25 protein-coding genes are annotated in these 23,771 nt (G+C 70.3%); 15 read left to right on the plus strand and 10 right to left on the minus strand.

Going from position 1 to position 23,771, the window contains the following annotated elements; all coding sequences use genetic code 11:
* Nucleotides 1-14: 14 nt before the first annotated feature.
* From pgl to tkt, 5 genes are read right to left on the minus strand one after another with little or no spacing between them, the layout of a single operon-like run.
* Nucleotides 15-797 carry a 6-phosphogluconolactonase gene (gene pgl, locus IEZ11_RS02865; protein ID WP_189260909.1) on the minus strand — a complete coding sequence of 261 codons (783 nt, stop codon included), beginning with the start codon at nt 795-797 and terminating at the stop codon, nt 15-17.
* Nucleotides 794-1,915, minus strand: coding sequence for a glucose-6-phosphate dehydrogenase assembly protein OpcA (gene opcA / locus IEZ11_RS02870; protein WP_189260910.1), 1,122 nt, complete (start codon nt 1,913-1,915; stop codon nt 794-796). The genes pgl and opcA overlap by 4 nt, the downstream gene beginning before the upstream one ends.
* A complete protein-coding gene (zwf, locus tag IEZ11_RS02875) occupies nt 1,912-3,435 on the minus strand; it encodes a glucose-6-phosphate dehydrogenase (RefSeq protein ID WP_189261112.1) in 1,524 nt (507 codons plus the stop codon). Before zwf ends, opcA begins: the two co-directional genes overlap by 4 nt.
* Nucleotides 3,436-3,438: 3 nt before the next feature.
* A complete protein-coding gene (tal, locus tag IEZ11_RS02880) occupies nt 3,439-4,557 on the minus strand; it encodes a transaldolase (RefSeq protein ID WP_189260911.1) in 1,119 nt (372 codons plus the stop codon).
* A gap of 32 nt (nt 4,558-4,589) precedes the next feature.
* Nucleotides 4,590-6,677, minus strand: coding sequence for a transketolase (tkt, locus tag IEZ11_RS02885; protein ID WP_189260912.1), 2,088 nt, complete (start codon nt 6,675-6,677; stop codon nt 4,590-4,592).
* Nucleotides 6,678-7,054: 377 nt separating this feature from the next.
* Here tkt and IEZ11_RS02890 point away from each other — a divergent pair, with 377 nt between their 5' ends.
* The 4 genes from IEZ11_RS02890 to IEZ11_RS02905 all read left to right on the plus strand — a co-directional run bounded on the left by IEZ11_RS02890 (nt 7,055) and on the right by IEZ11_RS02905 (nt 10,462).
* Nucleotides 7,055-8,008 carry a heme o synthase gene (locus IEZ11_RS02890; protein WP_189260913.1) on the plus strand — a complete coding sequence of 318 codons (954 nt, stop codon included), beginning with the start codon at nt 7,055-7,057 and terminating at the stop codon, nt 8,006-8,008.
* A 55-nt stretch (nt 8,009-8,063) separates the two neighbouring features.
* On the plus strand, nt 8,064-8,384 hold the full coding sequence (locus IEZ11_RS02895; RefSeq protein ID WP_189260914.1) for a hypothetical protein: 321 nt from the start codon (nt 8,064-8,066) through the stop codon (nt 8,382-8,384).
* A 152-nt stretch (nt 8,385-8,536) separates the two neighbouring features.
* Nucleotides 8,537-9,643, plus strand: coding sequence for an amidohydrolase family protein (locus IEZ11_RS02900; RefSeq protein ID WP_189260915.1), 1,107 nt, complete (start codon nt 8,537-8,539; stop codon nt 9,641-9,643).
* Nucleotides 9,644-9,697: 54 nt separating this feature from the next.
* Nucleotides 9,698-10,462, plus strand: a complete 765-nt coding sequence (locus tag IEZ11_RS02905) for a nucleotidyltransferase domain-containing protein (protein ID WP_189261113.1) — start codon at nt 9,698-9,700, stop codon at nt 10,460-10,462.
* Here the strand turns inward: IEZ11_RS02905 and IEZ11_RS02910 are convergent.
* The 4 genes from IEZ11_RS02910 to IEZ11_RS02925 all read right to left on the minus strand — a co-directional run bounded on the left by IEZ11_RS02910 (nt 10,417) and on the right by IEZ11_RS02925 (nt 14,191).
* A complete protein-coding gene (locus tag IEZ11_RS02910) occupies nt 10,417-11,442 on the minus strand; it encodes a COX15/CtaA family protein (RefSeq protein ID WP_189260916.1) in 1,026 nt (341 codons plus the stop codon). The two genes, IEZ11_RS02905 and IEZ11_RS02910, sit on opposite strands and share 46 nt — an antisense overlap.
* A gap of 104 nt (nt 11,443-11,546) precedes the next feature.
* Nucleotides 11,547-12,317, minus strand: coding sequence for an ABC transporter permease (locus IEZ11_RS02915; protein WP_189260917.1), 771 nt, complete (start codon nt 12,315-12,317; stop codon nt 11,547-11,549).
* Between the two features lie 103 nt (nt 12,318-12,420).
* Nucleotides 12,421-13,344 carry an ABC transporter ATP-binding protein gene (locus tag IEZ11_RS02920; protein WP_189260918.1) on the minus strand — a complete coding sequence of 308 codons (924 nt, stop codon included), beginning with the start codon at nt 13,342-13,344 and terminating at the stop codon, nt 12,421-12,423.
* Between the two features lie 46 nt (nt 13,345-13,390).
* Entirely contained in the window at nt 13,391-14,191 is an 801-nt protein-coding gene (locus IEZ11_RS02925; RefSeq protein WP_189260919.1) for an AAC(3) family N-acetyltransferase, read from the minus strand.
* Between the two features lie 184 nt (nt 14,192-14,375).
* On the opposite strand from IEZ11_RS02925, the gene IEZ11_RS02930 reads away from it, so the two are divergent.
* Genes IEZ11_RS02930 through IEZ11_RS02965 form a run of 8 tightly spaced genes read left to right on the plus strand, consistent with a single transcriptional unit; the run spans nt 14,376 to nt 20,936 of the window.
* Nucleotides 14,376-15,110, plus strand: coding sequence for a helix-turn-helix transcriptional regulator (locus IEZ11_RS02930; protein ID WP_189260920.1), 735 nt, complete (start codon nt 14,376-14,378; stop codon nt 15,108-15,110).
* A complete protein-coding gene (gene sufB, locus IEZ11_RS02935; protein ID WP_189260921.1) occupies nt 15,107-16,528 on the plus strand; it encodes a Fe-S cluster assembly protein SufB in 1,422 nt (473 codons plus the stop codon). The genes IEZ11_RS02930 and sufB overlap by 4 nt, the downstream gene beginning before the upstream one ends.
* 57 nt (nt 16,529-16,585) lie before the next feature.
* Nucleotides 16,586-17,770 carry a Fe-S cluster assembly protein SufD gene (sufD, locus tag IEZ11_RS02940; protein WP_189260922.1) on the plus strand — a complete coding sequence of 395 codons (1,185 nt, stop codon included), beginning with the start codon at nt 16,586-16,588 and terminating at the stop codon, nt 17,768-17,770.
* Nucleotides 17,767-18,096: a non-heme iron oxygenase ferredoxin subunit gene (locus IEZ11_RS02945; protein ID WP_123978058.1), complete on the plus strand. Its 330-nt coding sequence runs from the start codon at nt 17,767-17,769 to the stop codon at nt 18,094-18,096. Before sufD ends, IEZ11_RS02945 begins: the two co-directional genes overlap by 4 nt.
* Nucleotides 18,097-18,103: 7 nt before the next feature.
* Nucleotides 18,104-18,868: a Fe-S cluster assembly ATPase SufC gene (gene sufC / locus IEZ11_RS02950; protein ID WP_189260923.1), complete on the plus strand. Its 765-nt coding sequence runs from the start codon at nt 18,104-18,106 to the stop codon at nt 18,866-18,868.
* Nucleotides 18,865-20,121, plus strand: coding sequence for a cysteine desulfurase (locus IEZ11_RS02955; protein ID WP_189260924.1), 1,257 nt, complete (start codon nt 18,865-18,867; stop codon nt 20,119-20,121). The genes sufC and IEZ11_RS02955 overlap by 4 nt, the downstream gene beginning before the upstream one ends.
* Before the next feature lie 18 nt (nt 20,122-20,139).
* On the plus strand, nt 20,140-20,607 hold the full coding sequence (gene sufU / locus IEZ11_RS02960) for a Fe-S cluster assembly sulfur transfer protein SufU (protein ID WP_189260925.1): 468 nt from the start codon (nt 20,140-20,142) through the stop codon (nt 20,605-20,607).
* Nucleotides 20,604-20,936, plus strand: coding sequence for a metal-sulfur cluster assembly factor (locus tag IEZ11_RS02965; RefSeq protein WP_037743875.1), 333 nt, complete (start codon nt 20,604-20,606; stop codon nt 20,934-20,936). The genes sufU and IEZ11_RS02965 overlap by 4 nt, the downstream gene beginning before the upstream one ends.
* A 57-nt stretch (nt 20,937-20,993) precedes the next feature.
* On the opposite strand, the gene IEZ11_RS02970 is transcribed toward IEZ11_RS02965, so the two are convergent.
* Complete coding sequence (locus tag IEZ11_RS02970) at nt 20,994-21,878, minus strand: AbfB domain-containing protein (RefSeq protein ID WP_189260926.1); 885 nt, start codon at nt 21,876-21,878, stop codon at nt 20,994-20,996.
* A 296-nt stretch (nt 21,879-22,174) separates the two neighbouring features.
* Between IEZ11_RS02970 and IEZ11_RS02975 the strand changes: the two genes are divergently transcribed.
* The 3 genes from IEZ11_RS02975 to IEZ11_RS02985 all read left to right on the plus strand — a co-directional run bounded on the left by IEZ11_RS02975 (nt 22,175) and on the right by IEZ11_RS02985 (nt 23,770).
* Complete coding sequence (locus tag IEZ11_RS02975) at nt 22,175-22,495, plus strand: DMT family transporter (RefSeq protein ID WP_189260927.1); 321 nt, start codon at nt 22,175-22,177, stop codon at nt 22,493-22,495.
* Nucleotides 22,495-23,031, plus strand: a complete 537-nt coding sequence (locus IEZ11_RS02980) for a TetR/AcrR family transcriptional regulator (protein WP_189260928.1) — start codon at nt 22,495-22,497, stop codon at nt 23,029-23,031. The genes IEZ11_RS02975 and IEZ11_RS02980 overlap by 1 nt, the downstream gene beginning before the upstream one ends.
* A 133-nt stretch (nt 23,032-23,164) precedes the next feature.
* Complete coding sequence (locus IEZ11_RS02985) at nt 23,165-23,770, plus strand: RNA polymerase sigma factor (protein ID WP_189260929.1); 606 nt, start codon at nt 23,165-23,167, stop codon at nt 23,768-23,770.
* Nucleotide 23,771: the final 1 nt, after the last annotated feature.

The following is a 23,771-nucleotide window of genomic DNA, read 5'->3' on the forward strand; positions in this document are numbered from 1 at the left end:
CTCTCAGTACCTCGTCACGGCGAAGCCGGCGGATACAGCGACCGGGGCAGCTGGGAGGCCGCTGTCGAGTCCAGGAGCCACAGGGTGCGCTGGCGGCCCCGGGCACCCGCGGCCGGGGCCTGGATCTCGCCCGCGCCCGAGAGGGCGATGACGACGGCCTCGGCCTTGTCCTCGCCCGCCGCCAGCAGCCAGACCTCGCGGGCCGAGCGGATGGCGGGAAGGGTGAGGGAGACCCGGGTGGGCGGCGGCTTGGGAGCGCCGTGCACGCCGACCACCGTGCGTTCCGTCTCGCGGACCGCGGGGAGTTCCGGGAAGAGCGAGGCCACGTGGGTGTCCGGGCCGACGCCCAGCATCAGGACGTCGAAGGTGGGCACCGAGCCGTGGTTCTCGGGGCCGGCCGCACGGGCCAGCTCCGCCGCGTAGGACTCGGCCGCCGCGTCCACGTCCGTGCCCCAGGGGCCGTCCGACGCGGGCATGGCGTGCACGCGCTTCGGATCCACCGGGACCTGGTCGAGCAGGGCGTCCCGGGCCTGGGTGACGTTGCGCTCCGGGTCGCCCTCCGGCAGGAAGCGTTCGTCGCCCCACCAGAGGTCGAGCCGGCCCCAGTCGATGGCGTCCCGGGCCGGGGCCGCGGCCAGCGCCGCCAGCAGGCCGTTGCCGTTGCGGCCGCCGGTGAGGACCACGGACGCCTCGCCCCGGGAGGCCTGGGCGTCCACGATCTTCGTGATCAGACGGGCCGCGGCGGCCTGCGCCATCAGCTCCTTGTCGCGGTGCACGACCAGCTGGGGAGTGCTCATGTCGCCTTCGCCCTCTTCTTCAGCGGCGCCCGTTCCTGGGACGCCGCCTCTGTCGCGGGAGCCTCGCCAGCGGCGGCGGAGGCTGCTGCTGCGTGGGTGACCGGTTCTCCTTTGGGCGACGGGTCGGTCGTGGCGGCGGCGGCCGGTTCCGGGGCGGCCGGGACCGGTTCCGGAGCCGACGCCGGAGCCGCGGAGGCGTTCAGGCGCTCCACGCCGAACCGCAGCGCCGACGCGTAGGTGTCGTCCGGGTCGAGCCGGCGCAGTTCCTCCGCGATCAGCTCGGCCGTCTCACGCCGCTTCAGCGCCACCGCACGGTCGGGCTGCCCGTCGATGGACAGGGTGGCGAGGGAACCGTCCGCGCGGTCGAGCGCGATCGCGCCCTCGCTGGTGTCGAGCCGGACCGCGGTCAGACCGGGGCCGGCCGACAGCGAGCGCTTGACGGGGACGTCCAGCCGGTCCGCGAGCCACATCGCCAGCAGCTCGCAGCTCGGGTTGAACTCCTCGCCCTCCACCTCGACCGCCTTGACCTCGCAGACCACCTGGTCCAGGGCGGCCGCCAGCATCGAGCGCCAGGGCGTGATCCGGGTCCAGGACAGGTCCGTGTCGCCGGGGGTGTAGGCGTCCGCGCGGGCGGACAGCTCCCGTACCGGCTGCTCGGAGGAGTAGGTGTCGGTGACCCGGCGCTGGGCGAGGGCGCCCAGCGGGTCCTTCGCCGGGTCGAGCGGGGCGTTCACCGGCCACCAGACGACGACCGGGGCGTCCGGCAGCAGCAGCGGCAGCACGACCGAGTCGGCGTGGTCGGCGACCTCGCCGTACAGGCGGAGTATGACCGTCTCGCCGCTGCCCGCGTCCGCGCCCACCCGGACCTCGGCGTCCAGGCGGGACGCCGTACGGTCGCGGGGGGAGCGGGAGACGCGCTTGATGACGACCAGCGTGCGCGAGGGGTGCTCGTGCGAGGCGTCGCCGGCGGCCTTCAGGGCGTCGTACGCGTTCTCCTCGTCGGTGACGATGACGAGGGTCAGCACCATGCCCACGGCGGGCGTGCCGATGGCCCGGCGGCCCTGCACCAGCGCCTTGTTGACCTTGCCGGCCGTGGTGTCCGTGAGATCTATCTTCATGGGCGGCGCCAGCTCCGTCCGTCTCGTGCCAGCATCTCGTCGGCCTCGGCGGGGCCCCAGGTGCCGGACTTGTACTGGGCGGGCCTGCCGTGCTTGTCCCAGTGCTCCTCGATCGGGTCGAGGATCTTCCAGGACAGCTCGACCTCCTCCGTGCGCGGGAAGAGGTTGGAGTCGCCCAGCAGCACGTCCAGGATCAGCCGCTCGTACGCCTCGGGCGAGGACTCGGTGAACGACTCGCCGTAGGCGAAGTCCATCGAGACGTCCCGGATCTCCATCGAGGTGCCCGGCACCTTGGAGCCGAAGCGGACCGTGATGCCCTCGTCGGGCTGGACGCGGATGACGATCGCGTTCTGGCCCAGTTCCTCCGTCGCCGTGTGGTCGAAGGGGGAGTGCGGGGCCCGCTGGAAGACCACCGCGATCTCGGTGACCCGGCGGCCCAGCCGCTTGCCGGTGCGCAGGTAGAAGGGGACGCCCGCCCAGCGGCGGTTGTCGATCTCCAGCTTCACCGCGGCGTAGGTGTCGGTCTTCGACCTGGTGTCGATGCCGTCCTCTTCGAGGTAGCCGATGACCTTCTCGCCGCCCTGCCAGCCGGCCGCGTACTGGCCGCGCACGGTCGACTCGCCCAGGTCCTTCGGCAGCCGTACCGCGCCGAGCACCTTCTCCTTCTCGGCGGCCAGCGCGTCCGCGTCGAAGGAGGCCGGCTCCTCCATGGCCGTCAGGGCCATCAGCTGGAGCAGGTGGTTCTGGATGACGTCACGGGCCGAGCCGATGCCGTCGTAGTAGCCGGCGCGGCCGCCGATACCGATGTCCTCGGCCATGGTGATCTGGACATGGTCCACGAAGGACCGGTTCCAGATCGGCTCGTACATGGTGTTGGCGAAGCGCAGCGCCAGGATGTTCTGGACGGTCTCCTTGCCGAGGTAGTGGTCGATCCGGAACACCTGGTCCGGTTCGAACACCTCGTGCACGACCTTGTTGAGCTCCTCGGCCGACTTCAGGTCGTGGCCGAAGGGCTTCTCGATGACCGCGCGCCGCCAGGAGCCGCCCGACTGGTCCGCGAGACCGTGCTTCTTCAGCTGCTGGATGACCACCGGGAAGGAGCGCGGCGGCACGGACAGGTAGAAGGCGAAGTTGCCGCCCGTGCCCTGTGCCTTGTCCAGCTCCTCGATGGTGGAGCGCAGCCGCTCGAACGCGTCGTCGTCGTCGAAGGTGCCCTGGACGAAGCGCATCCCCTGGATGAGCTGCTGCCAGACCTCCTCACGGAACGGCGTGCGCGCGTGGTCCTTGACGGCGTCGTGGACCTCGGCGGCGAAGTCCTCGTGGGCCCACTCACGGCGGGCGAAGCCGACCAGGGAGAAGCCCGGCGGCAGCAGACCCCGGTTGGCGAGGTCGTAGACGGCGGGCATGAGCTTCTTACGGGAGAGGTCGCCCGTGACGCCGAAGATGACCAGCCCCGACGGCCCCGCGATACGCGGGAGCCGTCGGTCTGCGGGGTCACGCAGCGGATTGCTGCTTGACAGGGTTCAGCCCTCCGAGGGGGCCAGGCGCTCCAGCTCCGCCTGGGTCGACTTGAGCAGGTCGTTCCAGGACGCCTCGAACTTCTCGACGCCCTCGTCCTCCAGTACCTGGACCACGTCGTCGTACGAGATCCCGAGCGCCTCGACGGCGTCCAGGTCGGCGCGGGCCTGCTCGTACGTGCCGGTGATCGTGTCGCCGGTGATGCCGCCGTGGTCCTCGACCGCGAGGAGGGTGGCCTCCGGCATGGTGTTCACCGTGTTCGGCGCGACCAGGTCGTCGACGTACAGGGTGTCCTTGTACGACGGGTCCTTCACGCCGGTGGAGGCCCACAGCGGGCGCTGCTTGCGGGCGCCCGCGCTCTCCAGCGCCTGCCAGCGGCCGGAGGAGAAGACCTCCTCGTAGGCCTGGTAGGCGAGCCGGGCGTTGGCCACCGCGGCCTTCCCCTTCAGGGCGAGCGCCTCGTCGGTGCCCAGGTCGTTCAGGCGCTTGTCGATCTCGGTGTCCACGCGGGACACGAAGAACGACGCCACCGAACGGATGAGCGACAGGTCGAGGCCGCGCTCCTTGGCCTTCTCCAGACCGGCCAGGTAGGCGTCCATGACCGCGCGGTAGCGCTCCAGCGAGAAGATCAGCGTGACGTTGACGCTGATGCCGAGGCCGATGACCTCGGTGATCGCCGGGAGGCCCGCCCGGGTGGCCGGGATCTTGATGAGCGTGTTGGGGCGGTCGACCAGCCAGGCCAGCTGCTTGGCCTCGGCGACGGTCGCCACCGTGTGGTGCGCCAGGCGCGGGTCGACCTCGATCGACACCCGGCCGTCCTGGCCGTCGGTCGCGTCGAACACCGGGCGCAGGATGTCGGCGGCGTCGCGGACGTCCGCCGTGGTGATCATGCGGATGGCCTCTTCGACGGTGACCTTGCGGGCGGCGAGGTCGGAGACCTGCTGCTGGTAGCCGTCGCCCGAAGAGATCGCCTTCTGGAAGATCGTCGGGTTGGTGGTGACGCCCACGACGTGCTGCTGGTCGATCAGCTCGGCGAGGTTGCCGGACGTGATCCGCTTGCGCGACAGGTCGTCCAGCCAGATCGCGACGCCTTCCTCGGAGAGGCGCTTGAGTGCGTCTGTCATGGAATTACATCTCCTACGTGTCGTATAAAGCGTCAGCGCTGGGCGGCGGCGATGGATTCCCTGGCCTTGGCGGCCACGTTCTCGGCAGTGAAGCCGAACTCCTGGAAGAGCACCTTGCCGTCGGCCGAAGCACCGAAGTGCTCCAGGGAAACGATGCGGCCGGCGTCCCCGACGTACTTGTGCCAGGTGAGGCCGATACCCGCCTCCACCGACACCCGCGCCTTCACGGACGGCGGCAGGACGCTGTCCCGGTACCCCTGGTCCTGCTCCTCGAACCACTCCACGCACGGCATGGACACGACCCGCGTGGGCACGCCGTCGGCCTCCAGACGCTCGCGCGCCTCGACGGCGACGTGCACCTCGGAGCCGGTGGCCATGAGGATGACCTCGGGCGAACCGTTCGAGGCCTCGAACAGGACGTAACCGCCCTTGACCGTGTCCTCGTTGGACTCGTACACCGGCACGCCCTGGCGGGTCAGCGCCAGACCGTGCGGGGCGCCCTTGCCGAAGACCTTCGTGTAGCGCCGGAGGATCTCGCGCCAGGCGATCGCGGTCTCGTTGGCGTCGGCCGGCCGGACCACGTTCAGGCCCGGGATGGCGCGCAGCGAGGCGAGGTGCTCGACCGGCTGGTGGGTCGGGCCGTCCTCGCCGAGACCGATGGAGTCATGCGTCCACACGTACGTCACCGGCAGGTGCATCAGCGCCGAGAGTCGCACGGAGTTGCGCATGTAGTCGGAGAAGACGAGGAACGTACCGCCGTAGACACGGGTGTTTCCGTGCAGGGTGATGCCGTTCATCTCCGCGGCCATGGAGTGCTCGCGGATACCGAAGTGGATGGTGCGGCCGTAGGGGTTCGCACCCGGCAGCGGGTTGTCCGCCGGCAGGAACGAGCTGTCCTTGTCGATGGTCGTGTTGTTCGACCCGGCGAGGTCGGCGGAACCGCCCCACAGCTCGGGGATCACGGCGCCGAGGGCCTGGAGCACCTTGCCGGAGGCCGCGCGGGTCGCGACGCCCTTGCCGGGCTCGAAGACCGGGATCTTCTCCTCCCAGCCCTTGGGCAGCTCGCCCGCGGCGATGCGGTCGAACTCGGCCGCGCGCTCGGCGTTGTTGTCCCGCCACAGCTGGAAGGTCTTCTCCCACTCGGCCTTGGCGGCCGCGCCGCGCTCCCCGGCCAGCCGGGTGTGGGCGATGACCTCCTCGGCGACGTCGAAGTTCTTCTCCGGGTCGAAGCCGAGGACGCGCTTGGTGGCCGCGACCTCGTCCGCGCCGAGCGCCGAGCCGTGGGCGGCCTCGGTGTTCTGCGCGTTCGGGGCGGGCCAGGCGATGATCGAGCGCATCGCGATGAAGGACGGCTTGTCCGTCACCTTCTTCGCGGCCTCGATCGCGTTGTAGATGGCGTGCGGGTCCAGGTCGCCGTCCGGCTGCGGGGCGATGCGCTGGACGTGCCAGCCGTACGCCTCGAACCGCTTGACGGTGTCCTCGGAGACGGCCGTCTCGGTGTCGCCCTCGATCGAGATGTGGTTGTCGTCCCACAGCAGGACCAGGTTGCCGAGCTTCTGGTGGCCGGCCATCGAGGACGCCTCGGCGGAGATGCCCTCCTGGAGGCAGCCGTCACCGGCGATGCAGTAGACGAAGTGGTCGAACGGGGACTCGCCCTGCGGCGCGTCCGGGTCGAACAGCCCGCGCTCGTAGCGGGCGGCCATGGCCATGCCCACCGCGTTGGCGACACCCTGGCCCAGCGGACCGGTGGTGGTCTCCACGCCCTTGGTGTGGCCGTACTCCGGGTGGCCCGGGGTCTTCGAGCCCCAGGTGCGGAAGGCTTCGAGGTCTGCCAGCTCAAGGCCGAAACCGGCCAGGTAGAGCTGCGTGTAGAGGGTCAGCGACGAGTGACCGGCGGACAGCACGAAGCGGTCGCGGCCCACCCATTCGGGGTCGGACGGGTCGTGCCGCATCACCTTCTGGAAGAGGGTGTACGCGGCCGGCGCCAAACTCATCGCCGTACCCGGATGGCCGTTGCCGACCTTCTGTACGGCGTCGGCGGCCAGGACGCGGGCGGTGTCGACGGCCCGCTGGTCCAACTCGGTCCAGTCGAGGTCTGTGGTGGTCGGCTTGGTGCTCACCCTGGGTCAGGGCTCCTCTCCACATGTTCGGTTACCGGTCCTCGGGCACACGCCCGTACCGGCTGCCGGTGCACTGGGTGCCCACCGGCCGTTGTCGAGCCTACCCCCGTAAGGACGTGCATTTTTTCGAGTGTTTCCAGACTGCCGGGACTCTCGGGGATCCGCCTCCCGACTGGCCGAGAAGGCATTCGGCACATGAATACGGAACCGCTCATCTGACTGCTCAACCGAGCCCCCTCGCCCCTCTTCCGAGACGCCCCCCAACACGACCCCACCCCCGCGAAGGTCGAGGTATGGGCAACGTCTAAAGTGGCGTGGTACGCGCGAGCCTTTACCGTGAGTTCACACGGCGGGCTCGCTGGGAGTCTCTGTCAGGGGTGTGCGTGACGGCCGTCGAATCCCGTCCAGCGGGGGTGCTCGGTGCGAGCGAGAGCCCGAGCCACCGGCCGTTCGGGGCCCGTGTCAAAGCTTTCGTGGCGCTGACCAAGCCGCGGATCATCGAGCTGCTGCTCATCACCACCGTTCCGGTGATGTTCCTGGCGCAGCAGGGCGTGCCCGACCTGACGCTGGTGTTGCTCACCTGTGTCGGCGGCTACCTCTCGGCGGGCGGCGCCAACGCCCTGAACATGTACATCGACCGGGACATCGACGCGCTGATGGACCGCACCTCGCAGCGTCCGCTGGTGACCGGCATGGTCAGCCCGCGCGAGTGCCTCGCCTTCGGTATCACCCTGGCGGTCGTCTCCACACTGCTGTTCGGTCTCACCGTCAACTGGCTGAGCGCCTGGCTGTCACTCGGAGCGCTGCTCTTCTACGTCGTCGTCTATACGATGATCCTCAAACGCCGTACCTCGCAGAACATCGTGTGGGGTGGCATCGCCGGCTGTCTGCCGGTGCTGATCGGCTGGTCGGCCGTCACGGACTCCATGTCGTGGGCGCCGGTCATCCTCTTCCTCGTCATGTTCTTCTGGACGCCGCCGCACTACTGGCCGCTCTCCATGAAGGTGAAGGACGACTACGCGCGCGTGGGCGTGCCGATGCTGCCGGTCGTCGCCTCCAACAAGGTGGTCGCCAAGCAGATCGTCATCTACAGCTGGGTGATGGTCGGGGTCTCGCTGCTCCTCACCCCGCTCGGCTACACCGGCTGGTTCTACACGCTGGTCGCCCTGGTGGCGGGCGGCTGGTGGCTGTGGGAGGCGCACGGGCTGCAGAACCGTGCGAAGGCGGAGGTGACGGGCGGCAAGCTCAAGGAGATGCGCCTGTTCCACTGGTCCATCACCTATGTCTCGCTGCTGTTCGTGGCCGTCGCCGTGGACCCCTTCCTGAGGTAGGGGTCACTCACCCCGGCCGTCGCCATTCGATCTACTCGTCGGTAGCATCCTGCCCATGGCAGACACGCAGCAGGTTGACCAGAAGGCCGAGCGCAAGGTGGCGCGCCTCGCCAAGCAGATCGGCACCTTCGCCAGGGCCCACGGCGGCGCCGAGGGCCAGGTGGCCTACATCGGCGAACGCGGCGCCCGCATCGTCCTGGTCGGCGAGGACGGCGGCTGGGGCGACCTGGTGGCCCCGACCCGGGAGATCGCCGAGCAGGCGGTCGCCAAGTCCGGCATCACGACCCACGAGTCCTTCGACGGCGAGTTCGCGGCGAAGGTGCAGACGGGCCCGTACGAGTGGAAGCGCATGGCCGGCATCCAGATCGGCGGCTGAGCAGGCGCCCCCTTGGGTGCGCGGGGAACTGCGCGAGCAACCGCATACGGCCCGCAGCCGCCGATCAACCGGTACTCCCTCCCCGAACCGCGACCTCCATCCCGGTTCCCCCGTTAAGACGGTTAAGCAACCGTCCACCTCGGGGAGCCCGGATGATCGAGACGCCGTCCCTGGTGGACCAGTACTGCCACGGAGTCCTCCGCACCGAGCTGGGCCTGGGCACCTTCGAGGCCCAGCTCGCCCGCACCGAAGGCCCCCCGGCCCCCGGCACCACCCTCTTCGACACCCAGACCGGTTTCGCGGTACGGCGCTGGTGCCCCCCGCTGCTCGGCCTGGAACCGCACTGCGCGCCCGCCCGCTACCTGGCCCGGCGCCGCGAGGTCGGCGTCCTGGAGGCAGGCCGCCGTCTGCTGCGCGGCAGCGGCATCACCACCTACCTCGTCGACACCGGCCTGCCCGGCGACCTCACCGGCCCCGCCGAGATGGCCTCGACGGGCGACGCGCGAGCCCGCGAGATCGTCCGCCTGGAACTCCTCGCCGAGCAGGTCGCCGACACCTCCGGCACCGTCGAGTCCTTCCTCGCCAACCTCGCCGAGTCGGTGCACGGCGCGGCGGCGAACGCGGTCGCCTTCACCTCCCTCGCCGGGCTCCGGCACGGCCTGGCCCTGGCCCCCGAGCCCCCCGGCCCCGGTGAGGTGCGAGGCGCGGCCGGCCGCTGGCTGGCGGGCCGCCGGGTCGGCGGCGAGCTGACCGACCCGGTGCTGCTGCGCCACCTGCTCTGGATCGCCGTGGCCTCCGGTCTCCCCCTCCAGCTGCACGCGGGCCTCGGCGAGCCCGGCGCCCGGATCGACCGCACCGACCCGGTCCTGCTCACCGACTTCGTCCGGGCCACCGCGGGCCTGGGCACCGACCTGATCCTCCTGCACGGCTACCCGTACCACCGGCACGCCGCCCACCTCGCCGGCGTCTTCCCGCACGTCTACGCCGACTCGGGCGCGGCCCTGGTCCGCACCGGCGCCCGCGCCGCGACGATCCTCGCCGAGATCCTGGAGCTGGCCCCCTTCGGCAAGATCCTCTTCTCCAGCGGCGCCCACGGCCTGCCCGAGCTGCACGTGGTCGGCGCCCGCCTCTTCCGCGACTCCCTCACCCGGGTACTGGGCACCTGGGTCGCCGAGGGCGCGTGGTCGCTGGGCGACGCGCAGCGGGTGGCCGGGCTGATCGCGGCGGGGAACGCGAAACGGGTGTACGGGCTGGAGTGACCTGTACAGACTGGGCACGTGGACAACGAGACGCCGGACAACGAGACGCCGCACATCGAGGCGTCGCACATCGAGGCGTCGGACACCGGGACGTTGGTGAGCCGCTTCCTCCGCGAACTGACGCCGCTGCGGCCCGTCGCCGTCTGGGCGCACGGCTCGCTGGCCGGGGGCGACTACCAGGAGGGCCGCAGCGACCTGGACCTGATCGCGATGCTGCCGGGCAAGGTGACCGCGGGCGTCGTGTGGAGGATCGCCGCGGCGCACGCCCGGCTGCGCAGGCTGCCGCTCGCCGCCGCCCTGCACTGCACGTATCTGACCGCGTCCACCGCGGCCGACCCCGCCCGGCGCCATGTCACCTTCGCGCACCAGGAGCTGTTCAGGCGGTCGGTCACCCCGGTGACCCGGCGCGAGCTGCACTCCTTCGGGCGGGTACTGCACGGGGGTACGCCCTCCGCACTGCTGCCGCCGGTGACGGACCGGGAGCTCGGCGACTTCGTCCTGCGCGACCAGCGGGACTTCTGGCGCCCCGCCGTGGACAACGCCCCGCTGTGGACCCGGGACATCTGGGTCGACCTGGGCCTGGTCACCTTCGCCCGCGCCTGCGTCACCGTCCGCGAGGGCCGCCTGATCTCCAAGCGCGAGGCGCTGGACCTGCTGCCCGGCCTGGGCGCCCCCGCCGAGGTCGTCGAGGACATTCGGAGCCGCCGTTACGGCGCCCCCGTGCGGCCGCCCAACGAGGAGTGGACGGCGCGCCGGGCCCGGCTGACCCGGGACTACCTGGGCCCGGAGATCGACGCGCTCACGGCGTCGTACGACTGAGCGGGCAGTGCGGCGTCGCCCGTGACGTCGGCGCGCTCCCGCAGCGACAGCAGGACCCGCAGCACGCCGATCCACACCAGGCAGGAGCCGAACATGTGCAGGCCGACCAGGACCGTCGGCAGGTGCGTGAAGTACTGGACGTAACCGATCACGCCCTGCCCGAGCAGGATCAGGAACAGCTCGCGGACGCGGTCCCGCGGCCCCTGGGGCGCGCCGACACCCTTGAGGAAGAACCACAGCGCGAAGGTCAGCGACACCACGATCCAGGCGAACACCGCGTGCAGCTCGGCGACGCCCGACCAGCTGACGTCGATGCGCTCGACGTCACCGGAGTCGCCCGGGTGCGGTCCCGCGCCGGTCACCACCGTGCCCGCGGCGATGAGCAGCAGCGACACCGCCACCAGGGCCCACACCAGCTGCTGCACGGCCTTGCCGACCAGCGGCCGGGGCTCCCCGTCGCCCTCGCGGGTGCGCTGCCACATCAGGGCGGCGACCGTGATGAGGGCGGTCGCCAGCAGGAAGTGCGCGGCGACGGTGTACGGGTTGAGGCCGACGAGCACCACGATGCCGCCGAGGATCGCGTTGCTCATCACGAGCCAGAACTGCGCCCAGCCCAGCCGGGTCAGACTGCGCCGGAACGGCTTCTGGGACCGGGCGGCGATGATCGCCCAGCCGACCGCCGCGCACAGCACGTAGGTCAGCATGCGGTTCGTGAACTCGATGGCGCTGTGGTAGCTCAGCGCGTCGGTCGGGGTCAGCGAGCCGGCGGTGCACTCGGGCCAGGTCGGGCAGCCGAGCCCGGAGCCGGTGAGCCGCACCGCACCGCCGGTGACCACGATGACCACCGACATGACGAGCGCGGCGAGAGCCGCCCGCTCGACGGTCCGGGACTGCGGTGTCCAGCGATCGGCGATGAAGGCGAGCGGGTTGCGCAGCGCCGCTACGAGGTCGGTGGGGGTCAGCTTTGGCACGGGCACCATGGTAGGGGGCCGCTTGTGCATGCGTTCACGAGGGTGCCGCGTCGGGCTCGGCCTCGACCGCCGTGTCGCGTGAGCGCCGACCGGGTCACCCCCGGCGGACCGTGTCACTCCCAGCGGAAGAACCGGCCCGCCGCCGCCAGGCCCAGCACCGCCCACACCGCGAGGATCCCCAGGTCGCCCCAGGGTGTCGCCGCTCCGTGCTGGAGCACGTCGCGCAGGCCGTCCGACAGTGCGGAGATCGGCAGCAGGCCGAGAGCGGTCTGGGCTCCGCCGAATCTGTCCAGCGGGACGATGACCCCACCGCCCACGAGCAGCAGCAGGAACACGAGGTTGGCGGCCGCCAGGGTCGCCTCCGCCTTGAGGGTGCCCGCCATCAGCAGGCCGAGGCCGGAGAAGGCGGCCGTGCCGAGGACGAGGAGGAGCAGGACGGCGAGCGGGTTGCCGTGCGGGGACCAGCCGAGGGCGAGGGCGATCACCGTCAGGAGGGTCACCTGGAGGACCTCGGTGACCAGCACCGACGCGGTCTTCGCCGTCATCAGGGCCCAGCGGGGGAGCGGAGAGGAGGCCAGGCGCTTGAGGACGCCGTAGCGGCGTTCGAAGCCGGTCGCGATGGCCTGGCCGGTGAAGGCCGTGGACATCACGGCGAGCGCGAGGACGCCGGGGGCCAGGAAGTCGACCGACCTGCCGGCTCCCGTGTCGACGATGTCCGCCGAGCTGAAGAGCACCAGGAGGAGGGTCGGGATCACCACGGTCAGGAGCAGCTGCTCGCCGTTGCGGAGCAGCATCCTCGTCTCCAGGACCGCCTGTGCCGCGATCATGCGGGGGAGCGGGGCGGCACCCGGCCGCGGGGCGTAGGTGTCGGTCGCGGTGGTCATGAGCGCAGCTCCTTGTCGGTCAGCTCCTTGTCGGTCAGCTCCAGGCCGTGTCTTCCCGGGGGACGACCCCCGGACCCCCGGCCGATCGTCGTGCGAGCCGGAATCATGAGCGCAGCTCCTTGCCTGTGAGCTCAAGGAACACGTCCTCCAGCGTGTGCCGCTCCACCGAGATGCGGTCGGGCATCACGCCGTGCTGGGCGCACCACGAGGCCACCGTCGCCAGCAGCTGCGGGTTGACCTTGCCCATGACCCGGTAGGAGCCCGGGGTCAGCTCGGCGGCCGTGGAGTCGGCCGGCAGCGCCTTCAGGAGCGAGCCGACGTCGAGGCCGGGGCGGCCGGAGAACCGCAGGGTGTTCTCGGCGCCGCCCTTGCACAGCTCCTCGGGGGAGCCCTTGGCGATCACGCGGCCGGCGTCGATGATGGCGACGTCGTCGGCGAGCTGCTCGGCCTCCTCCATGTAGTGCGTGGTGAGGATGACCGAGACGCCGTCGGCGCGCAGGTCCCGGACCAGGTCCCAGGTGGCGTGCCGGGCCTGCGGGTCGAGGCCGGCCGTCGGCTCGTCCAGGAAGACCAGCTCCGGGCGTCCGACCACGGCCATGGCGAGCGCGAGGCGCTGCTGCTGGCCGCCGGACAGGCGGCGGTACGACGTCCGGCCGCAGCTGCCGAGGCCCAGTCGCTCCATCAGCGCGTCCACGTCCAGCGGATGCGCGTGCAGCTTCGCCACGTGCCGCAGCATTTCGTCGGCGCGGGCGCCCGAGTAGACGCCCCCCGACTGGAGCATCACGCCGACTCTGGGGCGCAGCTCGGCGGACTGCCGTACGGGATCGAGGCCGAGGACGCGCACCGTGCCGGAATCCGGCCTGCGGTACCCCTCACAGGTCTCGATCGTGGTCGTCTTGCCCGCCCCGTTGGGGCCGAGGACGGCGGTCACGCCCGCCCCGGCGACCAGATCGAGGCCGTTGACGGCGGTCTTGGTGCCGTACCGCTTCACCAGGTCCCGCACCTGGACCACGGGCTCACTTCGCATGGTGACAGAGTCTAAGGACGGCCGCCGTCACCCGGACGGCCGGGTGCTAGATCTCCTCCTCACGGGGTCGGTGTACGACCAGCCACCGCTCGGCGTAGGCCACGGCTTCCGCCACCGGGAAGAGCCGGGCCTCGGCCGCGCCGACCGGGCCGCGGACGACCACGGGGCGGTCGCGTTCGAAGTCGTAGCCCAGTTCGTCGAAACGGTCGGAGGTGATCGCCACCTCGGTGACCTCCTCCCAGCCGGCGGCGGTGGGGCGGCCGACCCGGACCCGTGGGGAGGGGATCCGGTACTCGGCGAGATGGAAGCCGGTGCAGGTCGCGTAGCCGGTGCCGAGCATGAGCACGCGCGCGTGCAGCTTCTCCAGCCGGGCCAGCGGGCTGTGCTCGCCGAGCCGGCAGTCGGTGGCGTGGCCGTCGAGGATCTCCGCCGCGCGGGGGCCGACGGCCGCGAAGGAGGTCTGCGGGTGGGCGCTGCGCAGGGCACCGGGCCAGGTCCGCACCGTCTCCGGGAGCACGCCGACCCCCACCGCGGGGGTGGTCCGGGGGTCGTACGGCGGCATGGTCGCCCGGATCGTCGCCCACCACTCCTCGGGCACCGGCGGATTCCTCCACAGCGCGGGGTCCGAGAGGTCGCCGGTCTGGGTGGGGACCACCAGGGTGCCGTCCGGGCCGAGGGCGTCGAGGAGGGCCCGGACGACCGTCACGGCTCCGCCGTTCACCCAGCCGAGGGAGCTGAGCGAGGTGTGCGCGAGGAGGGTCTCGCCGCTCCTGACACCCAGCAGGCGAAGCTGTCGCGCGAGGGTGTCCCGGGTGACAAGAGGGCCGGTGGGGGGTGGTGTGGGCATGGTTCCGGAGTGTTCCGGAGAGGGCCGTGGAACGCCACCCGATTGGCCGAGGGATGATCGATCAAAGATCGTTTTCGCAGGTCAGGGCAGCCGGTCACTTAGGTATGCCTAAGTGATGCAGGGCACCGTCCCCTCGCCCGGACGCCGCTTGCCTGGCTCTGAGGAATTACGCAACAATGGCGTTGTGAAAAACGTCGGCGAGGCTCGGGAGACCCCCGCGGGGACCCCGCAGGAGGAGCTAGCGACCGGTGAGCGCTCGACGCGCAACCGGGTCGCGCGGTCGATCCTGGACCACGGCCCGTCGACCGTCACCGAGCTGGCCGGACGCCTGGGCCTGACCGCCGCGGCCGTCCGCCGGCATCTGGACGCCCTGGTCGCCGACGACGTCGTGGAGGCGCGCGAGCAGCGGGTGTACGGCGCGCGGACCCGCGGCCGGCCCGCCAAGGTGTTCGCCCTCACCGACTGCGGCCGGGACGCCTTCGACCAGTCCTACGACAAGCTCGCCGCCGACGCGCTGCGCTGGATCGCCGAGCAGGGGGGCGGCCAGGAGGCGGTCGCCGCCTTCGCGCGGGCCCGGATCATGGCCCAGGCGGGTGCCTACCGCAAGGCGATCGAGGGCGTCGGCCCCGACGGGCGCACGGAAGCGCTGGCCAAGGCCCTGAGCCTGGACGGGTACGCTGCAACGGCGCGCACCGCACCGGTCGGCGAACAGCTGTGCCAGCACCACTGCCCGGTCGCCCATGTCGCGGAGCAGTTCCCCCAGCTGTGCGAGGCGGAGACGGAGATCTTCGCCGAACTGCTCGGAACGCATGTCCAGCGACTGGCGACCATCGCGCACGGCGACGGCGTCTGCACGACGTTCATCCCCAAGATTTCCACTGACGCATCCGCTAGCACGGCCGGGAGGAACCCCGCATGACTCTCCCCACGGAGACTGCCCACCCTGAGCTCGAAGGCCTGGGCAAGTACGAATACGGCTGGGCCGACTCCGACACGGCCGGCGCCTCCGCCAAGCGCGGCATCAACGAGGACGTCGTCCGGGACATCTCCGCGAAGAAGTCCGAGCCCGAGTGGATGACCAAGCTCCGCCTCAAGGGCCTGCGCCTCTTCGAGAAGAAGCCCATGCCGAACTGGGGCTCGGACCTGTCGGGCATCGACTTCGACAACATCAAGTACTTCGTGCGCTCCACGGAGAAGCAGGCGGAGTCCTGGGAGGACCTGCCCGAGGACATCAAGAACACCTACGACAAGCTGGGCATCCCGGAGGCGGAGAAGCAGCGCCTGGTCGCCGGTGTCGCCGCCCAGTACGAGTCGGAGGTCGTCTACCACCAGATCCGCGAGGACCTGGAGGAGCAGGGCGTCATCTTCCTGGACACCGACACCGCGCTGAAGGAGCACCCGGAGCTCTTCAAGGAGTACTTCGGCACCGTCATCCCGGTCGGTGACAACAAGTTCGCCTCCCTGAACACCGCCGTGTGGTCGGGCGGCTCCTTCATCTACGTGCCGAAGGGCGTGCACGTGGAGATCCCGCTCCAGGCCTACTTCCGCATCAACACGGAGAACATGGGCCAGTTCGAGCGGACCCTGATCATCGTCGACGAGGGCGCCTACGTGCACTACGTCGAGGGTTGTACCGCCCCGATCTACAAGTCGGACTCGCTGCACTCCGCGGTCGTCGAGATCATCGTCAAGAAGAACGCCCGCTGCCGCTACACGACCATCCAGAACTGGTCGAACAACGTCTACAACCTGGTCACCAAGCGCGCCGTCGCCTACGAGGGCGCCACCATGGAGTGGATCGACGGCAACATCGGCTCCAAGGTGACGATGAAGTACCCGGCCGTCTACCTGATGGGCGAGCACGCCAAGGGCGAGACCCTCTCCATCGCCTTCGCGGGCGAGGGCCAGCACCAGGACGCCGGCTCCAAGATGGTCCACATGGCGCCGAACACGTCGTCCAACATCGTGTCGAAGTCCGTGGCGCGCGGCGGCGGCCGGACGTCCTACCGCGGTCTCGTCGAGATCGGCGAGGGCGCCGCCGGATCCAAGTCGAACGTGCTGTGCGACGCGCTGCTCGTCGACACCATCTCCCGCTCGGACACGTACCCCTACGTGGACGTCCGCGAGGACGACGTGTCCATGGGCCACGAGGCGACCGTCTCCAAGGTCTCCGAGGACCAGCTCTTCTACCTGATGAGCCGCGGTCTGACCGAGTTCGAGGCGATGGCGATGATCGTGCGCGGCTTCGTCGAGCCGATCGCCAAGGAACTGCCCATGGAGTACGCCCTCGAGCTGAACCGGCTGATCGAGCTCCAGATGGAAGGCGCGGTCGGCTAACCGGACCGCCGTCACCGTCACGCCCCTTACCGTAAGAAAGCGAGCAGACCGACAGCCATGGCTGAGGCTCAGAACACCCCGGTGGGCTCCACCACCGCCGGCGCCATCGCGGTGGCCGCCGAGTCGACCGTCGCCACGCGCATGAGCGCGCCCCCGTCCTTCGACGTCGCGGACTTCCCGGTCCCGCACGGCCGCGAGGAGGAGTGGCGGTTCACCCCGCTGGAGCGCCTGCGCGGGCTGCACGACGGCACGGCGGTCGCCTCCGGCGACAGCCTGAAGGTCGCGGTGGAGGCCCCCGAGGGCGTCACCGTCGAGCTGGTCGGCCGCGACGACGCCCGGCTCGGCCGGGCCGGCATCCCGGTGGACCGGGTCGCCGCCCAGGCGTACTCCGCCTTCGAGCAGGCCGGCGTGGTCACCGTCCCCAAGGAGACGGTGCTCACCGAGCCGATCCGGATCAGCGTGCACGGCCAGGGCGGGGTCTCCTACGGCCACCAGGTCATCGAGCTCGGCGCCTTCGCCGAGGCCGTCGTGGTCATCGACCACACCGGTGACGTGGTCACCGCCGCCAACGTCGAGTACGTCCTGGGCGACGGCGCCAAGCTGACCGTCGTCTCCGTCCAGGACTGGGACGACCGGGCCGTCCACGTGGCCCAGCACAACGCCCTGGTCGGCCGGGACGCCAGCTTCAAGTCCGTGGTCGTCACCTTCGGCGGCGACGTCGTACGACTGCACCCGCGCGTCTCCTACGCCGGCACCGGCGGCGAGGCCGAGCTGTTCGGCCTGTACTTCACCGACGCCGGTCAGCACCAGGAGCACCGCCTGCTGGTCGACCACAACACCCCGCACTGCAAGTCCAACGTCGTCTACAAGGGCGCGCTCCAGGGCGACGACGCGCACGCGGTGTGGATCGGTGACGTCCTCATCGAGGCCAAGGCCGAGGGCACCGACACCTACGAGATGAACCGCAACCTGGTCCTCACGGACGGCGCGCGGGTCGACTCGGTGCCGAACCTGGAGATCGAGACCGGCGAGATCGTCGGCGCCGGCCACGCCTCCGCGACCGGCCGCTTCGACGACGAGCAGCTCTTCTACCTGATGGCCCGCGGCATCCCGGAGCAGGACGCCCGCCGCCTGGTGGTGCGCGGCTTCTTCGCCGAGCTGGTCCAGCAGATCGGTGTCGCCGACATCGAGGAGCGCCTGCTCGCCAAGATCGAGGAGGAGCTGGAGGCCTCGGTCGCATGACAGCCCCGACCGCTTTCGTACGCGCCTGCGCGCTGAGCGAGCTGGAGGAGGACACACCCAAGCGGGTGGAACTCGACGGCACGCCGGTCTCGGTCGTCCGTACCGAGGGAGAGGTGTTCGCGATCCACGACATCTGCTCCCACGCCAACGTCTCGCTCTCCGAGGGCGAGGTGGAGGACTGCCAGATCGAGTGCTGGCTGCACGGCTCCAGCTTCGACCTGCGCACCGGCAAGCCGTCCGGCCTCCCGGCCACGCGCCCCGTCCCCGTATACCCCGTAAAGATCGAAGGGGACGACGTGCTCGTCTCCCTCACCCAGGAGTCCTGAGGCACCCATGGCAACGCTTGAAATCCGAGACCTGCACGTCACCGTCGAGGCCGACAACGCCACGAAGGAGATCCTCAAGGGCGTCGACCTCACCGTGAAGCAGGGCGAGACGCACGCCATCATGGGCCCCAACGGCTCGGGCAAGTCGACCCTCGCCTACTCGCTCGCGGGTCACCCGAAGTACACGATCACCGGCGGCACCGTCACCCTCGACGGCGAGGACGTCCTGGAGATGTCCGTCGACGAGCGCGCCCGCGCGGGCCTGTTCCTGGCGATGCAGTACCCGGTCGAGGTCCCCGGCGTCTCGGTCTCCAACTTCCTGCGCACCTCCGCCACCGCCATCCGCGGCGAGGCCCCCAAGCTGCGCACCTGGGTGAAGGAGGTCAAGGAGACCATGGAGCGCCTCTCCATGGACCCCTCCTTCGCCGAGCGCAACGTGAACGAGGGCTTCTCCGGCGGCGAGAAGAAGCGCCACGAGATCCTCCAGCTCGAACTGCTCAAGCCGAAGATCGCGATCCTCGACGAGACCGACTCCGGCCTCGACGTCGACGCCCTTCGCATCGTCTCCGAGGGCGTCAACCGCGTCCGCGAGACCGGCGAGGTCGGCACCCTGCTGATCACGCACTACACGCGCATCCTGCGCTACATCAAGCCCGACTTCGTCCACGTCTTCTCCGGTGGCCGGATCGTCGAGTCCGGCGGCGCCGAACTCGCCGACAAGCTGGAGGACGAGGGCTACGAGGCCTACACGAAGGGTGGCGTATCCGCGTGACACAACTGCCGGGCCTCCTCGACACCGAGGCGATCCGCAAGGACTTCCCCGTCCTGGACCGACTGGTCCACGACGGCAAGAAGCTCGTGTACCTGGACAACGCGGCGACCAGCCAGAAGCCGCGCCAGGTACTGGACGCCCTCAGCGAGTACTACGAGCGCCACAACGCCAACGTCCACCGCGGTGTGCATGTGCTCGCCGAGGAGGCCACGGCGATGTACGAGGGCGCGCGCGACAAGGTCGCCGAGTTCGTCAACGCGCCCAGCCGCGACGAGGTGATCTTCACCAAGAACGCCTCCGAGTCGCTGAACCTCGTGGCGAACATGCTGGGCTGGGCCGACGAGCCCTACCGGGTGGACCACGAGACCGAGATCGTCATCACGGAGATGGAGCACCACTCCAACATCGTGCCGTGGCAGCTGCTCGCGCAGCGCACCGGCGCGAAGCTGAAGTGGTTCGGCCTCACCGACGACGGCCGCCTCGACCTGTCCGACATCAACGAGGTCATCACCGAGAAGACGAAGATCGTCTCCTTCGTGCTGGTCTCGAACATCCTGGGCACGGTCAACCCGGTCGAGGCGATAGTGCGCCGCGCCCAGGAGGTCGGCGCTCTCGTCTGCATCGACGCCTCCCAGGCCGCGCCCCACATGCCGCTGGACGTGCAGGCCCTCCAGGCCGACTTCGTGGCCTTCACCGGCCACAAGATGTGCGGCCCGACCGGCATCGGCGTCCTCTGGGGCCGCCAGGAGCTGCTGGAGGACCTGCCGCCGTTCCTCGGCGGCGGCGAGATGATCGAGACCGTGTCGATGCACTCCTCGACGTACGCCCCGGCGCCCCACAAGTTCGAGGCGGGCACCCCGCCGGTCGCCCAGGCGGTCGGCCTCGGTGCGGCGATCGACTACCTCAACGCCATCGGCATGGACAAGATCCTCGCCCATGAGCACGCGCTGACGGAGTACGCGGTCCAGCGCCTCCAGCAGGTCCCGGACCTGAAGATCATCGGCCCCACCACGGCCGAGGACCGGGGCGCCGCGATCTCCTTCACGCTCGGGGACATCCACCCGCACGACGTGGGCCAGGTCCTCGACGAGCAGGGCATCGCGGTCCGGGTCGGCCACCACTGCGCCCGGCCCGTCTGCCTGCGCTACGGAATTCCTGCGACCACGCGAGCGTCGTTCTATCTGTACTCCACTCCGGCCGAGATCGACGCTCTGGTCGAGGGTCTGGAGCACGTACGGAACTTCTTCGGCTGAAGGGCGTGAGCTGAGACCGTGAAGCTGGATTCGATGTACCAGGAAGTCATCCTGGACCACTACAAGCACCCGCACGGGCGTGGTCTCAGGGATGGCGACGCCGAGGTGCACCATGTGAACCCGACGTGCGGCGACGAGATCACCCTCCGAGTGAAGTACGCCGGTACGACGATCGAGGACGTCTCGTACGAGGGCCAGGGCTGCTCCATCAGCCAGGCTTCGGCCTCCGTGCTGAACGACCTTCTCGTCGGCAAGGACCTGGCGGACGCGCAGAAGATCCAGGAGACCTTCCTGGAGCTGATGCAGTCCAAGGGCCGCCTGGAGCCCGACGACGCGATGGAGGAGGTCCTGGAGGACGCGGTCGCGTTCGCCGGTGTCTCCAAGTACCCGGCCCGGGTCAAGTGCGCCCTCCTGAGCTGGATGGCGTGGAAGGACGCGACGGCCCAGGCGCTGGGTGGCGCCGACGCCGAAAGGAAGACGGCATGAGCGAGACCGTTGAGATGAAGCCGGCCTCGGAGGAAGAACTCCGCGAGGCGCTGTACGACGTCGTCGACCCCGAGCTGGGCATCGACGTCGTCAACCTCGGCCTGATCTACGGCATCCACATCGACGACGCGAACATCGCGACGATCGACATGACCCTGACCTCGGCGGCCTGCCCGCTGACCGATGTCATCGAGGACCAGGCCAAGTCCGCCACGGACGGCCTCGTCAACGAGCTGCGCATCAACTGGGTCTGGATGCCCCCGTGGGGCCCCGACAAGATCACCGACGACGGCCGCGAGCAGCTGCGGGCGCTCGGGTTCAACGTCTGAGATCCGGCACACGAAAGCGGCGGCACCCTGCCAGGGGTGCCGCCGCTTCTCCATGTCTCAGCTCAGCCCGTCCACGAGGTCGAAGAAGAAGTCCTGGCGGTTGGTCGTGTTGTAGCCGTACGGGTCCAGGCGCAGCTGGAAGTTCTTGTGGCGCAGGGCGTAGTTGGGGTAGTTCACCGACTGGAACAGCACGTCGTCCGAGAACGGCGACTTCTGGGCACAGAAGGTGGCGTCCTGCTTGAAGAGGTTGCTGCCGTCGTTGCTCTCGGCGCGCAGCACGAAGTTCTGGTGGCGCAGGTACAACCCGTCATGTGTGGCGAAGGAGTAACAGGACGCGTTCGCCAGGCCCTTGACCAGCTCGAAGGTCGAGTCCTCGCGGGACTCGGAGCCGCGGGGCTGGTCGAGGTACACGTAACTGCCGCTCACGTGCCAGTAGCGGTCCGGGTAGTTGACCGAGCGGACCGACTTCCCGGAGGCACTGGACTGTCCGCCCGAGCCGCCCGAGCCGCCCGAGCTTCCCGAGCCGCCCGAACTCCCCTTGGACGGGGTGGATTTGGACGGCTTCGTGCCGGACGGCGAGCTCTTCGGACCGGCGGCGGACGAGGTGGCCGTCGCCTCGGCGGACGCGGACGCGGACGGCGAGGTCGCCGACATGCCCGACGTGCCCTTGTCCGGAGCGGTCGTGTCCGATGCCGACGGCGAGGCGAAGGAGAGCAGACCGGGGCCGTTGTCGGTGTTCGCGGACACCGTGGGAACCGCCGATGACTCCTTGTCAGGAGCTTGGTGGCTGACGGCTATCGCCGTGACGCAGCCGACGACGGTGGCGATGGCCAGCGTGCCCGCCAGCCACAGTCTTCGGGTTCCGGGAGCCCGGGATGTGTCGGGGGCCCAGCCGTTCTCCCAGGCGGGATGCGGAGGGGGTTGGGGGGTGGTTTCTGGCATGCGTGGTTCCTCCAGCGGCGCCAAGGCAGCGGCGGCCGGGGGTGTGAAGGTGAGGTGGGTGGACTGTGAAGCAATCGTGGATCACAGAGGTGCACACACTAGTGGAGTCGCGAGGCCGCGGGGAGTCGTTTCAGCTAGCGGTTTCTATGAGAATTAAACATCTTCGTGTGACGTACGGGAGGCCGAACGCCGCTCTTGGTGCCCTCCGGCGGCCCCGCGCCGCCGGGCGTGCTGCCGGGCGTGCTGCCGGGCGCTGTTATGTACAGCCGTACACATCGTTGCGTACACTCGTACACATGGGATACCTGACGCTCGCCGGCGCCATAGCCGCCGAGGTCGCCGCCACGACGGCGATGAAGTACGCGGACGGCTTCAGCAGGTTCTGGCCCTCGCTGCTGACGGCACTGGGATACCTGGTGTCGTTCCTGCTCCTGGCCCAGACGCTGAAGACCCTGTCGATCGGTACGGCCTACGCGATCTGGTCCGGGGTGGGCACCGCGACCATCGCCGCGCTGGGACTGCTGCTGTTCGGGGAGACGCTGACCCTGGTCAAGGTCGCGGGGATCGTGCTGATCATCGGGGGAGTGGTCGTCCTGAACCTGGGAGGCGCGCACTGATGCCCCGCCGTTACGACCCCGACCGCAGGCAGCGGATCATCGACGCGGCGATCCGGGTCGTCGGCGAGAAGGGCCTCGCCGGGCTCAGCCACCGCTCGGTCGCCGCCGAGGCGGACGTACCGCTCGGCTCCACGACCTATCACTTCAAGACCCTCGACGAACTGATGGTCGCCGCACTGCGGCAGGCGAACGAGGGCTTCGCCAAGGTGGTGGCCTCGCGCGGCGGCCTGGCGGACGACCGCGCCGACCTGGCCGCCGAACTCGCGGGCCTGATGGGCGAATGGCTTGCGGGCGACCGCACCGGCGTCGAGCTGGAGTGCGAGCTCTACCTCGCCGCCCTGCGCCGCCCCGCCCTGCGTCCGGTGGCCGCCGAGTGGGCCGACGACCTCGCCGCCAGACTCACTCGCCGTACCGACCCCCGCACCGCGCGGGCGCTGGTCGCGCTGGTGGACGGGATCTGCCTCCAGGTGCTGCTCACCGGAGTTCCGTACGACGAGGAGTTCGCGAGGGAGGTGCTGGCGCGGGTGATCCCCTGACCGCCCGGTCGTCCGCCGCCGTGCGAACTCCTCCCGCAGGTCCTGGATTCCGCTGCGGGAAACCGTGAACTCTCCCGTCCCCACCGGGCAACAGGAGGTGACACGCACGCATCGACGAACCAGGGGGAGCCTTGTGAGCGGACCACCGCCGGCCACGACCCGGACGGGGGACGACGCGGAGATCGTCGCCCAGTCGCTGGAGCAGCCGGAGCTGTTCGCCCTGCTCTACGACCGGTACGCGCCCGACATCCACCGCTACGCGGCCCGGCGTCTGGGCGACTCGGCCGCCGACGACATCGCGGCGGACACCTTCCTGGTCGCCTTCCGGATCCGGTCCCGCTACGACCTGACGCGCCCCAACGCCCGCCCCTGGCTGTACGGCATCGCGGGCAACCTCATCGGCAGGCAGCGCCGCACCGAGGTGCGTGCGCTCAGGGCGCTGGCCCGCACCGGGCAGGACCCGGTCGCCGACTCCTGGGGCGAGTCCTGGGTCGAGGACACCGACAGCCGGATCGCCGCCCAGGGGCCGCTCGCCGGCGCCCTCGCCGCACTGACGGCGGGCGACCGGCACGTCCTGCTGCTCGTCGCCTGGGCCGAACTCACCTACCAGGAGGTCGCCGAGGCCCTGGACATCCCGGTCGGCACGGTCCGCTCCCGGCTCAACCGGGCCCGGCGCAAGGTGCGTACGGCGCTGGGTGCCGATCCGGCATTCGTGAGCGACGCGACGGAGGTGGCGTAGC

This window comes from Streptomyces fuscichromogenes, from assembly GCF_014645815.1.
GTDB lineage: Bacteria > Actinomycetota > Actinomycetes > Streptomycetales > Streptomycetaceae > Streptomyces > Streptomyces fuscichromogenes.

Excerpts from the sequence above, each read along its gene's own strand:
- pgl (WP_189260909.1), bottom strand. The coding sequence starts at position 797 with ATGAGCACTCCCCAGCTGGTCGTGCACCGCGACAAGGAGCTGATGGCG.
- opcA (WP_189260910.1), bottom strand. The coding sequence starts at position 1,915 with ATGAAGATAGATCTCACGGACACCACGGCCGGCAAGGTCAACAAGGCG.
- tal (WP_189260911.1), bottom strand. The coding sequence starts at position 4,557 with ATGACAGACGCACTCAAGCGCCTCTCCGAGGAAGGCGTCGCGATCTGG.
- IEZ11_RS02895 (WP_189260914.1), top strand. The coding sequence starts at position 8,064 with ATGGCAGACACGCAGCAGGTTGACCAGAAGGCCGAGCGCAAGGTGGCG.
- IEZ11_RS02900 (WP_189260915.1), top strand. The coding sequence starts at position 8,537 with ATGATCGAGACGCCGTCCCTGGTGGACCAGTACTGCCACGGAGTCCTC.
- IEZ11_RS02910 (WP_189260916.1), bottom strand. The coding sequence starts at position 11,442 with ATGGTGCCCGTGCCAAAGCTGACCCCCACCGACCTCGTAGCGGCGCTG.
- IEZ11_RS02915 (WP_189260917.1), bottom strand. The coding sequence starts at position 12,317 with ATGACCACCGCGACCGACACCTACGCCCCGCGGCCGGGTGCCGCCCCG.
- IEZ11_RS02920 (WP_189260918.1), bottom strand. The coding sequence starts at position 13,344 with ATGCGAAGTGAGCCCGTGGTCCAGGTGCGGGACCTGGTGAAGCGGTAC.
- IEZ11_RS02925 (WP_189260919.1), bottom strand. The coding sequence starts at position 14,191 with ATGCCCACACCACCCCCCACCGGCCCTCTTGTCACCCGGGACACCCTC.
- sufB (WP_189260921.1), top strand. The coding sequence starts at position 15,107 with ATGACTCTCCCCACGGAGACTGCCCACCCTGAGCTCGAAGGCCTGGGC.
- sufD (WP_189260922.1), top strand. The coding sequence starts at position 16,586 with ATGGCTGAGGCTCAGAACACCCCGGTGGGCTCCACCACCGCCGGCGCC.
- IEZ11_RS02945 (WP_123978058.1), top strand. The coding sequence starts at position 17,767 with ATGACAGCCCCGACCGCTTTCGTACGCGCCTGCGCGCTGAGCGAGCTG.
- sufC (WP_189260923.1), top strand. The coding sequence starts at position 18,104 with ATGGCAACGCTTGAAATCCGAGACCTGCACGTCACCGTCGAGGCCGAC.
- IEZ11_RS02965 (WP_037743875.1), top strand. The coding sequence starts at position 20,604 with ATGAGCGAGACCGTTGAGATGAAGCCGGCCTCGGAGGAAGAACTCCGC.
- IEZ11_RS02970 (WP_189260926.1), bottom strand. The coding sequence starts at position 21,878 with ATGCCAGAAACCACCCCCCAACCCCCTCCGCATCCCGCCTGGGAGAAC.
- IEZ11_RS02975 (WP_189260927.1), top strand. The coding sequence starts at position 22,175 with ATGGGATACCTGACGCTCGCCGGCGCCATAGCCGCCGAGGTCGCCGCC.
- IEZ11_RS02980 (WP_189260928.1), top strand. The coding sequence starts at position 22,495 with ATGCCCCGCCGTTACGACCCCGACCGCAGGCAGCGGATCATCGACGCG.